This is a genomic window from Desulfosporosinus nitroreducens (assembly GCF_023897015.1).
Lineage (GTDB): Bacteria > Bacillota > Desulfitobacteriia > Desulfitobacteriales > Desulfitobacteriaceae > Desulfosporosinus > Desulfosporosinus nitroreducens.
On record NZ_JAMHFY010000003.1, the window covers coordinates 178835 to 192017 of the forward strand.

Here is a 13183-nt window from a genome sequence, read left to right on the forward strand (position 1 = left end):
TAGTCTCCAGTGGAGAGTATGGACGAGCGCCTTTCCCAATAGGAACACTTGGCGCGAAGGAGGTAGACTCCATCCTACGCCGCGAATGTATTCGTCTGTGCATATGCGCCTTCGGCATAAGTCTATCCTCAGCGCAATTGTATTCGTTACGGGCCGTGCGCTTTCGGCGATAATTTCCACCGGAGACTATCGTACTGGAGACTTATGCCACCGAAGTCTCGATGTTCAGCTTTAGCTGAACGAGTTCACTAGTTGCATCTAGATCTTTGTTCTTTCTTTACAAATACAGGTTTTAGACACTATCGTATAAGGGCTAATTAGAGGATTATGGGTTACCCTAAGAGTTCTGCCCTGATAAATCTTTAAATCCCTGATAAATTAGATCATAGAGGTCTTTCAGTTCATCTTCCTCGACACAAGAAAAGGCTACTCGAATATCCCCTTCACCAAGTGAGATGACTCCAACACCGTATTTCTCAAGTAGATGAATGCGCAAGGCTTCGGCATTGATCCCTTTAAGTTTAAGACACATGAAATACCCTGAATTAAATGGATAGTAGTCCCAAGCGTCAGCAAAATCACCTTGATCAAGTATCTGTTTAACTTTAAAAGCTCGTTTCTTTAATACTTCAAACTTTTCTTGTTTTTGAGCTTGAAATTCTGTCGAACGAATTGTATTTAAAACAAATGTTTGGGCTGGGTGAGAAGCACTGGAAATTGTTCCCCTAAGGATGCCTTGAGTCTTCTTTTCCAAGCCATCCAGTACAGCAGGAAATTCAGAGCCAAAGGTGATAAAGCCTACACGAAAGCCCCACATATAGTCTTCTTTCGTTGCTCCATCTACCTTAATGGCTAAAATTCTTGGATGTATGTTAGCGACTCGGCCAAACAGTGATTCCTTGATGGTATTTTCATAGAATAATCCAAAATAAGCATCATCGCTAATCACGACTAAGTTCATTCCTTGTTCAGCGACTTCTTTTAAAGCTTCAACAATGTCCGTTGCTTCTTGTTCCGTGGGGGTATACCCTGTCGGATTATTTGGGAAATTAAGCAGTAAAATAGCTTTTCCATGGTCTTTTTTAGAAAGTAGAGCTTCTTTCATGCCTTTAGTATTGAAGGTCCCTTCCTCTGTATAGAAAGGAAAAGAGATGTTTTTTGCTCCTCTGCGGATCCCAAAGATGAAGGTATAATTCCCCCATAATTTATCCGGTAAAACAAGAGGGTCGTTCTCGTCAATAAATAAGTCCGCGATAATACTTAAACCATGGGTTAAGGCATTAGTAACGATGGGATAACTAAATGATTTATTGGTTAGTGAAGGGTTTTCTATTATCATTTTTTCTCGCCAGAGCTTTCTAAGCTCGGGTTTTCCTGCAGGAGGGGCATATGGATAAAGGTCCTTAGGATCGTAGTCAGCTAGAGTTTCTTGGATTAACGGTAAGAACATTGGGCGGTCTTTCTCAGTTGCAATCCCTATCGTGGCGTTAAAACGGTAGGCTTTCTGCTTAGCTTCAGCAGTTTGAGTTAAGATCCCCTTGGGATAGTACAGTTCTTTTCCGAGAGTTGATAATAATTCATAAACATAGGGATTTTCCTGTTGTATTTTGTTATTTAAGTCTTGGGCAATCTCATTCATAATATTACTCCCTTGCTTAATCTTGGTGTCATTTTTAATAAGTATTGCGAAGCAATTAAATTGTACACTAAAATAGTTTTTTCCTCCACTATTTATGATATAAGACTGAAGGAATTTTTTGAATTTGTACAGAATTATTACATATGCTGTATAGATTCAAACCTATGTAATGCTAGTTTGATGGCGTGTTCAGATTTAAGGTATTGAAGATTTATGAGAGGATAAGTGGAACTGAGATATGAATAAATCTATGCTAGAAGATTTAAAGGGAAAGATGCCTGCAGTGCCTGGAATAAATGGCAAAGAAGAGTATTTTAATTCAGCTGTTTTAGCGTTACTAATACTAATCGATGAAGAATATCATTTTATTTTTCAAAAAAGATCTGCCGCTATAAGACAAGCAGGACAGATTTGCTTTCCGGGCGGTAAATTTGATCCCCATAAAGATGCTGACTTTAAAGAGACTGCTATAAGAGAAACTGCAGAAGAATTAGGCGTTGCCTCTGATAAGATAAGTATCATTGGTACGCTTGATACCATTTTTTCAGTGATGGGCACCACTGTAGACGCATTTCTGGGCGTCATAGATATTAGCAGTCTGGATGACCTAAACATTAATCCGCATGAAGTCGAGAGAGTTTTCTCCATTCCAGTCTCTTACTTTGAAAGAACTGAACCCGAGGTATATCAGGTAAGTATTACTGCCAATCCGTCATACATCAACAAGGCGGGGGAAGAAGTTATTCTCTTGCCTGCGAAAGAACTAGGGTTAGAAGAGCAGTATACCAAGCCATGGGGAAACATTATGAATAATATTTATGTCTATAGGGTTGAAGGAGTGACTATATGGGGGATAACTGCAAGATTAATTAGAGATGTTATAGCAAAAATCAAGGCGTAGCGGAGCGACTGGATCTATTGAGCCAGCAAGGTATTCCGCTTGCCTGCAGGATTGAGGAAGAAAGTTGCTCTTGAAATCCACTTGATGGAGTGCTATTATTATATAAACCGTTGAAGGGGAAGTAAAACCGCATGACCAACCTCATAGAGAGTCGAGCAGGGTGGAAGCTTGGCAGGTAACGGAGCGTGTAAATGGGCCCCTGAGGGTGGAGCGAAAAAGCTTAGGCTTTAGTAGTTGCCAACGCAAGGCCAGCGTTATTGGGCTAAGGGTGTGTTGGCACTCTGCATGAGAGGATGCAATTTATGCATCAACTAAGGTGGTACCGCAGATTAACGTCTGTCCTTATTTTAGGATAGGCGTTTTATTTTTGTGTGTCCCACGCTTCGTCCCATTCAGAACCGCGAACTGAATGAGACGTGCAGAGAAGGAAACCCTCAAATTTTTTAATTAGAATGGGGAGGTATCTTCTATGAAAAAGCAATTGGCGGCAGTAATCTCAGCGTTTATGACCTTGGCCCTGGTTTTTTCCTTAACGGCTTGTGCGCCCAGCAAAACAGAAAACACAGGCAACGCCGATGCAAAAAAGAAAATCGGTATCGTGCAAATTGTTGAACATCCTTCACTAAATACCATTAGAGAGTCTTTGATAGCGGAGTTACAGGCCCAAGGCTATAAAGATGGCGAAACTATTACGATTGATTATCAAAATGCCCAAGGAGACCAGACTAACTTAAAAACCATAGCTCAAAAATTTGTAAGTAATAAATATGACCTTATTGTTGCTATTGCAACTCCTTCAGCTCAGGCAGTCGTCAGTGAGACGAAGGATATTCCCATTCTTTTCTCAGCATGTACTGATCCTCTGGGATCTGGATTGGTTACCGATATGGAGAAACCGGGCGGTAATGTTACGGGTACATCGGATGCTGTATCAGCAGAAAAAATTATGGAGCTTGGCAAGCGCATTACTCCTGATATCAAAACAATTGGGGCATTATATAATTCGAGTGAGACAAATTCTGTATCCGTGATCAATGAACTTAAAGAGTATGCTCAGAAAAACAATATGACGGTAGTTGATGCTACTGTAACTAATTCCTCTGAAGTTCAGCAGGCAGTTACTTCTCTTGTAGATAAGGTCGATGCTCTTTTCTCGCCCATTGATAACACCGTCGCCTCCGCTATGCCTCTAGTGACTCAAATAGCGAATAGAGCGAAAAAACCTATCTACGTTGGAGCTGATTCTATGGTTAAAGATGGAGGGCTTGCAACTTACGGAATTAATTATCAAGTATTAGGTAAAGAGACTGGAATTATGGCTGTGGAAATCTTGAAGGGTAAAAAGGCTGGAGATATTCCAGTCAAAACCATGAAGGATATGGATATTTATCTTAATAAGACAACTGCAAAAGCAATCGGAATTAATCTGTCAGATGATGTGTTGAAAGAAGCGGCTCAGGTATTCGAAAATTAAGAAACAAGGGGTTTAAATATGAGTGTCATGGTGTTACTGGGTTCCATTGAATTGGGAATCATTTATGCAATTATGGCTTTAGGGGTTTTTGTATCTTTTAGAACCCTTAATATGCCTGACCTAAGTGTGGACGGCAGTTTTGTGCTTGGTGCGGCGGTGTCTGCCGTCATGAGTCTTAACGGGCATCCGTTTCTGGGCTTGGGGATCGCATTTATAGCGGGATGTGGAGCAGGGTCTATCACTGCCTTGTTGCATACCAAACTAAAGATTCAACCGCTTTTAGCTGGAATCCTAACCATGCTGGCTTTATATTCTTTGAACCTAAAGGTTATGAGTGGGCGGGCCAATATCCCCCTGATTAATAAAGCAACTGTTTTTAAACCTTTTGAAGGAATAATTCTGGGCGGGTATGATTATAGCAAGTTGTTATTTTCCCTAGCCGTGTTGACTCTGTTACTCCTTTTACTGTTCCTCTTTTTGAAGACAAGACTGGGGTTCGTTTTAAGAGCGACAGGGGACAATGATCAAATGGTAAGAGCCCTGGGAGTTAATACGGATTTGGTGATTCTAGTGGGATTAGCTCTTTCCAATGGTTTAGTTGCCGTGGCTGGTGCGCTGATTGCTCAGTCTCAATCGTTCGTAGATGTTGGGATGGGGATTGGTATGGTGGTTATCGGACTAGCCTCAGTGATTATCGGGGAAGTAGTATTTGGGGTAAGTTCCCTCCTGAGAAGGCTGATTGCGGTTATTCTGGGATCTATTCTCTATCGCTTGATTATTGCCTTTGCGCTTGAAATAGGGATGCCCCCTACTGACTTAAAACTTGTCTCAGCGGTGATCGTGGCCTTAGCGATGTCTATGCCTATTCTTAAGAAACGTTTTCTGTAGTAAAACGGAAATTATCGTATACACCTCATGAAAGGAGCAAATAACCTGATGCTTAGAGTTGAGTCGTTAAGTAAAACGTTCGGAAAAGGGAGCACCAATGAAAAACTCGCTCTTAATGAGGTTAACCTGTCACTTCAGGAAGGCGAATTTGTAACGATCATTGGTGGCAATGGCGCTGGAAAATCGACGCTTCTGAATTGTATCTCAGGAGTATATGAAATTGATGAAGGCAGGATCATTCTTGACTCGAAGGATGTCACCTCTGATCCAGAGTATAAACGCTCTAGAAACATTGGAAGGGTTTTTCAGGATCCACTGAAGGGAACGGCCCATGATATGACCATTGAAGAAAACTTGGCTATTGCCTTTGCTAAGGGAAAATCTGTAGGTTTACAATCTGGAGTGACAAAAAAGGATACCACTCTTTTCAAGGAACGACTTGAACTGTTAGACCTTGGTCTAGAAAATAGAATCAAGCAGAAGGTGGGCCTTCTTTCTGGAGGACAGCGTCAAGCCCTTACGCTTCTGATGGCCACAATTATAAAACCTCGGCTCTTACTTCTCGATGAACACACCGCGGCGCTTGACCCTACTATAGCCCGCAAGGTATTGAGTTTAACTCGTAAACTTGTCTCTGAGGAAAAACTGTGTACTTTAATGATCACGCATAATATGAAGGCTTCCTTAGAATACGGGACAAGAACGATTATGATGCATGGGGGAAAGATCATGATGGATCTTCAGGGCGAAGAAAGAAAAGACATGACCGTGGATCGACTGATCGAGCAGTTTGAGAAAAGAAGCGGAGCCGAGTTGGATAATGATAGAATGTTATTAGGCTAAGTTTCAAGCATGTTTAATAGTAATTTAGTAGATCAAAGCCGCTAACAGATGTGAAGTTAGCGGCTTTTTAACGGGGTTAATGTTGAATATTTCTTGCTATAACATATAATAGAAGATGATTAAGCTAGATCCCAAAATACCATCCTTCGTAATTCTATTCCCGCTGATCTAGGACATGAAACTTGATGAAACAGAGGAGTGTCATAAGAGGAAGGGTGTATCTATTTTGAAAAAACGTCTAAAAAAGATATTAGTTTCATTGATTTTGATAATGATTATTGGATCTGCAACTGTCTTAATTATCAACAATAGTGTAGAATCAATCGGGGAAAGCTACATATTAAGTCCCAATGAGGTTCCCAAAGCAGATGCTATTCTAGTTTTAGGTGCGTATGTTTTTCCAAGCGGAACTGTGTCCACTATGCTTAATGATCGTTTAACTGCAGGTTATGAACTGTATGAGTTGGGGAAAGCGCCCAAACTATTAGTGAGCGGAGATCACGGACAAAAAGATTATGACGAAGTTAATTCGATGAAGAGCTTTTTGAGAGATAAAGGGGTGCCAAGTTCGGACGTATTTATGGATCATGCCGGCTTTAGCACTTATGAGAGTGTATACCGAGCCAGAGATATTTTTAAGGTTCAGAAGGTTATTATTGTTACTCAGGAATATCATCTAAAGCGAGCAGTTTTTGTGGCGAGGGAGCTAGGCTTAGAAGCCTATGGAGTTGTTTCCGACAAACGTGATTATGGACAGGCCATGCATATATATAACCTGAGAGAAATAGCAGCTAGGAATAAAGACTTTTTATGGGCAAAGATCATAAAACCAGAACCAACATTTTTAGGGGATTCAATCCCTGTTTTCGGTGATGGCAAAGCCACGGATGATAAGTAGGTTTATTTGTTTAATTTGGACGAACTATTCTCTTAGAAAGCTGGGGGCTTATTTACAGCCTCTAGCTTTTTACATTTAATCTGCCTAGTAATAATTCATGTGTTTACTGCAAGGGAGTATAGAAGCACCTGTTCAACACGAAATAGGATGTGTCCCTTTATAATTGAAATTTTGATTAGAAAAATAGAGGATTATAATAAAATTCGGCGAATTTGAATTATCAGAATATGAATAGCAATTCATATATAGTTAGAGGAATTTTATTTTAGACTTCATTCTTACAGTCTCAAGAAAGGTGGAAAGAAAAATATGGATTGGAAAACTGTTAAACTAGAAATCATGGACACTGGAGTTGCAGTACTTACATTGAATCGACCTGACACAATGAATTCAGTCAATGACCAACTTTGTTCAGATGTTCAGGCTGCTTGTAAGGAGGCATCTGAAAATGATGCGGTAAAGATCATAGTTATTACTGGAGCGGGCAAGGGGTGGTCTAGCGGGGGAGATATTTCTATGCTCGCTAAAATAAAAGACCCTATCAGCGCTAAGGAGACTTATGATGCGTCAGGCGCACTTGTAACAGCGATCTATGAAATGAAAAAACCGGTCATAGCGGCACTTAATGGAGTGGTAGCAGGTGCTTCCGTAGCCGCATGTATGGCTTGTGACTTGATTATTGCCTCTGAAAAAGCGCGTATTGGTTTTACCTTTATGCAATTGGCATTTTGTCCGGATAGTGGTGCCTCGCATTTTCTAATTCAGAAAGTAGGCTATCATAAAGCTCTGGAATTACTGTGGTTCGGTAAAATCATTAATGCCGAGGAAGCAGAAAAGTTGGGATTAATAAACAAGGTGGTCCCGCATGAAGAGTGCTTGCCTGAAGCTATAAGATGGGCAGAAAGGTTAGCTTTGCAACCATTAATGGCAGTAAGTCTGGATAAGAAATTATTGCGCGAGGCCGGCAAAAATGATTATTATCAACAGACTGAGTTGGAGGCAATGTATCAAGTTCTGACTTGGTCTTCCGAGGATTTTAAAGAAGGCTGTGCGGCATTTGCCGAGAAACGAAAACCCGTGTTTAAGAATAGATAGCATAGCAAACTTGAAAAGCAGATTGATTTAATGGACTCATTTATGAACTAATCCCTAGATAGTGTAAGGACCCGCAAAACTACAGTTGCCCATTAATTATGGGTAACTGTAGTTTTGCGGGTCCTTAATTATTTAATCATACTAAGTAGAAAGGGCTATGGAATCCAATCGATGTTTTAAGTTGTGCAAAGAGTGGGAAGAGTATCGGGATTTACTTTAGGGGAAGTTAAGGGTATATTTAGGTTCGAGCGTATGTCATAGGATATCAAGGAGGAAAACATGAAAGTAACTGATTTAACGCATATAATTTATTCGAGTATGCCTGTTTTCCCAGGAACTGAAGGACCACTCTTTCAGAAAGCAAACACGATAGAAAAGGATGGTTTTCAAGAGGTAAAAATCACAATGTACTCCCATACAGGTACACATATAGACGCACCAGCACACATGCTCCAGAATGGATTGTATTTAGATGATTTCGAAATTGATAAGTTTATTGGGAAAGGTGTTATTCTTGACTTTTCAGATTCCAAAGAATCATCAATAGAACTTGATAGTTTAAGATCCTATGAAGAAAAAATAAAGAATGCAGAATTTATTATATTAAAAACAGGATGGAGTAATTATTGGGGAGACGAAAAATACTATGCAGATTTTCCTGCTTTAAGTGAAGAAGCCGCCAAATGGTTAGCCCGATTTAAGTTAAAGGGAATTGGTATAGATGCAATTTCAATTGATAATATGAATACAGAGACATTTCCAGTTCACAAAATATTCTTGGCGGAAAACATCCTAATTATTGAAAACCTTACGAACTTAGAATCAATTATGGAAGAAGCCTTTATTTTAAGTATCATGCCGCTGAAAAACAAAGCTGCAGATGGTTCACCAGTTCGAGCATTTTGTATCGAAGACGAAGTTTAAGTTATTAGGGATAACTCAAAATTAACATAATATAACTTAGATGTTCATAGGAGGATATAAACCTTTATTTTACAAGTGCATAGTAGAGATAAGTATTCACCTTCCTGGAGATTTTAAATTTAGATCTAAATTTAAAATCAAAGGGGGGTGATCTTTTGTGTTTAACCGATTCTTAGCTTTCCCCATAACTTTAATTCTCGTTTTTGGGTTTTCTGCCCAAGTTCGAGCAGAAGATACAATTACGCTCAGCCAAACAGGTGATGTCAAACAAAAAACGGATTTTGTAGATATCCAGCAAATAATACCTAATATAGAGTTAGATATAAAGTATGCGACCACTGACAATTTTACTCATTCGAAACTTTATGATAGTCCACAAGCGCTTCTCCGCCAAGGGACCGCCGAGAAACTTAAAAAGGTTGCCGACGAAGTAGGAGAAAAGGGATATCGATTAAAGATTTGGGATGCTTACAGGAGTCCTGATGCCCAGTTTGCGATGTGGAAGCTTATACCGGATCGACGGTATATCGCAGACCCATATAAGGGCTATTCTAACCATTCTCGAGGGTCTGCAGTTGATTTGACCTTGGTGGACAAACAGGGTAATGAGCTTCCCATGCCTACGAGCTTTGACAATTTTACGGAAGAAGCAGCTCGGTCCAATAAGAATGCAAAATACTTACGAGAAGCTATGGTGAAACATGGATTTAAGCCTTTGGCGACGGAATGGTGGCATTTTGACGATAAAGATGCCTATCAACCTGCTAAGGCAGTTAAGGTTTCACCAGTCTTGCCAAAAGAGGCTGTTATTACTATTAGCGCAATAGGAGATGTTACCCTGGGCCAAGATGAACGTTTTCTATATGAAGGAAGTTTCAATCAGTATTACAACCTAAAAGGACCTGAATATTTTTTCTCAGGAGTCAAGAAAATCTTGAGTGAGGATGATCTGACGATTGCTAATTTAGAAGGGACACTGACTGAGGCAACCGAAAAACCCAATAAGAGTTCACAAGGAAGTAGGGCGTTCTTCTTTAAAGGAAATCCGTATTATACAGCTATCTTGAAGGATGGAAGCATTGAGGCTGTAAACCTCGCAAATAATCATTATATGGATTTTTTAAGCAGAGGGTTCATGGACACTTTATCAACCTTGGATCATGCGGGGATATCTTGCTTCGGGGATCAAAAAGTTGTAATCTTTGATAAAAAAGGTGTGAAAATTGGATTGGTAGGAGTTAATACTTTAGGGCCATTAGAAGAAGGAGTTGACTCTGAAAACCTGATATCTGAGTTAAAAGTTAACATAGAGGCTTTACGTGAAAAAACTTCTCTAATAATAGTAAGTTTTCATTGGGGGATAGAAAATAAATACAACCCAACCGAAGAACAACGTAAACTTGGCCGATTGGCGATCGACCAAGGGGCAGATTTAGTACTTGGTCATCATCCCCACGTTATTCAACCATACGAAATATATAAAGGTAAATGTATAGTCTATAGTCTGGGAAACTTTGTATTTGGGGGCAATTCAAATCCATGGTATAAAGACACGGAAATATTTCAGCAACAGTATAGCTTTGTAAATGATAAACTAGTCGAAATAAGTTCACCAGACATTATACCATGTCGTTTAACGTCTAGTTTCAAGCCAGAACCGTTAAAATAAAAACTGTCGGGTTGCAAAAAGGCTCCTCATTCACATGCTGTGAATAAAGGAGCCTTTTTAACTATAAATATCTTCGGTTATAAGTGAATTATTTTAGAGGAAGATTCTTAAGTCTGCTGTTATTCGTTGCAATAATATAGACTGCAGCAGCCCAAATTAAAGCTACGATAATCGTTCCGGCATTGAAGAACCCTTTTTGGGCTGTATAGAGGATGGAATATCCGAGTGCTCCTGGGAGTAAAGCATAATATGAGAATACTACTAATGTCTTACGAATAATATAGCCTTCTTTTCCGAGGAGACCAACAACTGCTGAAGCAGCGACAACATTGTGTACGCAGATAACATTACCAGCTGCACCACCAATGGCTTGAAGTGCCACAATCCAAGTAGGGTCAACCCCAATTCGCTCTCCAACACCGAACTGGAACAAGGAGAACATCATGTTGGAAACCGTGTTACTTCCGGCTACGAAAGCACCAAGACCACCAATTAAAGGAGCAAAGATCGGCCATGCAGATCCTGCTAACCCAGCAACAGCATCAGCGAGGACAATCGGCATACTATCGAGACCAGCTGCGCCTCCTTTTGAATTCATGAACACTTGAACCATAGGGACGGTGAAAATAAGAGCCGAACCGGCACCGAGCATTGTTTTTGCGGAGCCTTTCCATGCTCTGGCATAGGCTACCCCATTCATCTTATGCATAAAGAATGTAATGAGGGAGACTGCGATAAAGACCGTACCTGGTAAATACAGAGGTTGGAAGGAGGCTGTGATACCTGTTCCGAAAATTTTCGGCCAAACAACATTCCAACTCTTGACCCAACCTAAGAAGGGTAAGAAACTGAGCCGAGTGAGAACAAGGAACAAACCTACGAGTACATAAGGCATCCAAGCCATAAGGCCACTCATCTTAGTCTTAGCGGAGATATCCTTAATTTCAATCGAACCAGTCCAAGATGGATCCCAGTTTTCTTTTGGTTCGAAATCCCAAGCTTCTCCTTTAGGCATGAGGAAACCTTTTTTAGCAGCAGTTACAACAATTGCCAGACCTGTTAATCCACCGATCATGGAAGGGAATTCAGGTCCGAGTAATTTAGCAACGGTAAGGTAAGGTATTGTCATCGAGAACGCTGAAAAGAGTGCGAATTTCCAAATCTTGAGGCCTTCACTAAAGGATTTGTTTTTACCAAAGTAACGAGTCATGAAAGCAACAACGAAGAGAGGAATAAAGGCACCTGCCACAAAATGTAGCATAGCGACTTTGGCCGCGATGGCAAATCCGACGAAAGCATTCCAGTCGGTATAGCCTAAAGATTGAGCATAAGCTTGTAATTCAGGAGTTTTGAGACCTGTTCCGACTCCTACGAGCATGGGCGTTCCAACAGCACCGAAAGATACGGGAGTACTTTGAATCATCATTCCAGCGACGACGGCAGCCATAGCTGGGAAGCCGAGTCCAACCATCAAAGGAACAGCCACTGCAGCAGGAGTACCGAATCCTGATGCACCCTCAATAAAGGATCCAAAGAGCCAAGCGACAATGATAACTTGAATTCTTCGGTCGGCGGTGATTCCAGTGAAGCCTCTCCGAATGGCTTGGATTGCTCCACTTTCTTGTAATGTATTTAATAGAAGAATAGCACCAAAAATAATATATAAGAGTGTACCAGCAGTAATAATACCATTAACAGTTGCAGCACCTACTTGGTTGCCGGGGACTTTCCAAACAAAAAGTGCGAGAACAACAGCAGTTACAAATGAGAGGGGCATTGCTTTACTTGCAGGCCATCTCAACCCGACAAGGAAAACTGCTACAACCGCTATAGGGAGTAGTGAAAGAATGGCTAATAATCCTGTGCTCATCTAGAAACCTCCTCAATAATTTTATTGATAAATTAATATAATTCCTTATTGCATAATTCTTACATAACCAACCCCTTTCCTAATAGGAACCTCCTTCAAATGGTAGAATGGTTTACCTATCATACCACACTGTTAAAAAAATTAAACTAAGAACCTATTCATATATTATACTAAATGAAAAATATTTTCAATAAATTGAGTTTATTTTCACTAATAAATAATTCTATATAATAGTATAAGTGTTTTGAAAATAATTTGCCTTCATACTACAGATACTTTGAAAGATTCTGAATCTTATTTTGAAACAAATAAAAATAAAAGAATCTGTAATATAAGTTAAAGTAGAGGTTACAAGTTAAGGAGCTTATTGAATTGCTAGCCTAAAAAATGCGGCGGAGCCTCTAATGTTTTAGAAACCTTTGTATATAAGATGTTGTTTCCTGCAATGTTCTTAATTCACTGATTTCATTTTAGAAAGACTATAGGATCGATATTTTTAAAAAATCAAATTTCACCAAAACATAACTATTTCTCCTCGAAGGAAGCTATAGTTAGTGAGTTTTTTCAAAGAATGAGTAGTGAGTATGTGGATTTAGTACTGACAGCTTTAGAAAAACAACCGAATACCCGCCTGAAAATCTTTGAAATGTTTCGCCAGCAGTTTGAGTGGAATGCTCAATACAGGGACCTTTTGCGGGTTTACTTTGTTTATCAGTTTCAATCCATGCTAAAGGCAGAGACTTACCAAGGAAGCGGTTTAGATATTGTTTTGGCACAAATCATTAGGTACGGACAAGAAAATGGTGAAGTCCGCAAGGATATGCCAACTGAGTATCTTGCCAAACATCTAGAAATGATGTACATATTGGAATTCTTAGTTTGGTTATTGGAACCTGAAACTTGGGATGCTGAGAAGAATCTTGGCGCGATGGTCGACTTGTTTATGCACGGCGTAGAAAATAAAAGAGAGTGAGGAACAAAT

11 protein-coding genes are annotated in these 13183 nt (G+C 40.0%); 9 read left to right on the forward strand and 2 right to left on the reverse strand.

The genetic code is table 11. The annotated features are described in order from the left end of the window. Positions 1 to 337: 337 nt before the first annotated feature. Positions 338 to 1639 carry an aminotransferase class I/II-fold pyridoxal phosphate-dependent enzyme gene (locus M8E35_RS04825; protein ID WP_252467650.1) on the reverse strand — a complete coding sequence of 434 codons (1302 nt, stop codon included), beginning with the start codon at positions 1637 to 1639 and terminating at the stop codon, positions 338 to 340. A 238-nt stretch (positions 1640 to 1877) separates the two neighbouring features. On the opposite strand from M8E35_RS04825, the gene M8E35_RS04830 reads away from it, so the two are divergent. The 8 genes from M8E35_RS04830 (at position 1878) to M8E35_RS26680 (ending at position 10331) form a co-directional block, all read left to right on the forward strand. Then, positions 1878 to 2540 (forward strand): NUDIX hydrolase, encoded by a 663-nt coding sequence (locus M8E35_RS04830; RefSeq protein ID WP_252467651.1) that lies wholly within the window; start codon positions 1878 to 1880, stop codon positions 2538 to 2540. Between the two features lie 469 nt (positions 2541 to 3009). Next, positions 3010 to 4014 carry an ABC transporter substrate-binding protein gene (locus M8E35_RS04835; protein WP_252467652.1) on the forward strand — a complete coding sequence of 335 codons (1005 nt, stop codon included), beginning with the start codon at positions 3010 to 3012 and terminating at the stop codon, positions 4012 to 4014. 18 nt (positions 4015 to 4032) lie between these two features. Continuing rightward, complete coding sequence (locus M8E35_RS04840) at positions 4033 to 4902, forward strand: ABC transporter permease (protein WP_252467653.1); 870 nt, start codon at positions 4033 to 4035, stop codon at positions 4900 to 4902. A 48-nt stretch (positions 4903 to 4950) separates the two neighbouring features. Further along, positions 4951 to 5745 carry an ABC transporter ATP-binding protein gene (locus M8E35_RS04845; RefSeq protein ID WP_252467655.1) on the forward strand — a complete coding sequence of 265 codons (795 nt, stop codon included), beginning with the start codon at positions 4951 to 4953 and terminating at the stop codon, positions 5743 to 5745. A 226-nt stretch (positions 5746 to 5971) separates the two neighbouring features. Beyond that, positions 5972 to 6643, forward strand: coding sequence for a SanA/YdcF family protein (locus tag M8E35_RS04850; RefSeq protein WP_252467657.1), 672 nt, complete (start codon positions 5972 to 5974; stop codon positions 6641 to 6643). Between the two features lie 309 nt (positions 6644 to 6952). After that, positions 6953 to 7738 (forward strand): enoyl-CoA hydratase/isomerase family protein, encoded by a 786-nt coding sequence (locus M8E35_RS04855; RefSeq protein WP_252467658.1) that lies wholly within the window; start codon positions 6953 to 6955, stop codon positions 7736 to 7738. A gap of 279 nt (positions 7739 to 8017) precedes the next feature. Beyond that, entirely contained in the window at positions 8018 to 8662 is a 645-nt protein-coding gene (locus M8E35_RS04860; RefSeq protein WP_252467659.1) for a cyclase family protein, read from the forward strand. A 157-nt stretch (positions 8663 to 8819) separates the two neighbouring features. Beyond that, a complete protein-coding gene (locus M8E35_RS26680; protein ID WP_252467660.1) occupies positions 8820 to 10331 on the forward strand; it encodes a CapA family protein in 1512 nt (503 codons plus the stop codon). A gap of 88 nt (positions 10332 to 10419) precedes the next feature. Here M8E35_RS26680 and M8E35_RS04870 read toward each other — a convergent pair whose 3' ends face one another. Beyond that, a complete protein-coding gene (locus tag M8E35_RS04870; protein ID WP_252467661.1) occupies positions 10420 to 12201 on the reverse strand; it encodes an L-lactate permease in 1782 nt (593 codons plus the stop codon). Between the two features lie 571 nt (positions 12202 to 12772). Between M8E35_RS04870 and M8E35_RS04875 the strand changes: the two genes are divergently transcribed. Next, positions 12773 to 13174 (forward strand): hypothetical protein, encoded by a 402-nt coding sequence (locus M8E35_RS04875; protein WP_252467662.1) that lies wholly within the window; start codon positions 12773 to 12775, stop codon positions 13172 to 13174. Positions 13175 to 13183: the final 9 nt, after the last annotated feature.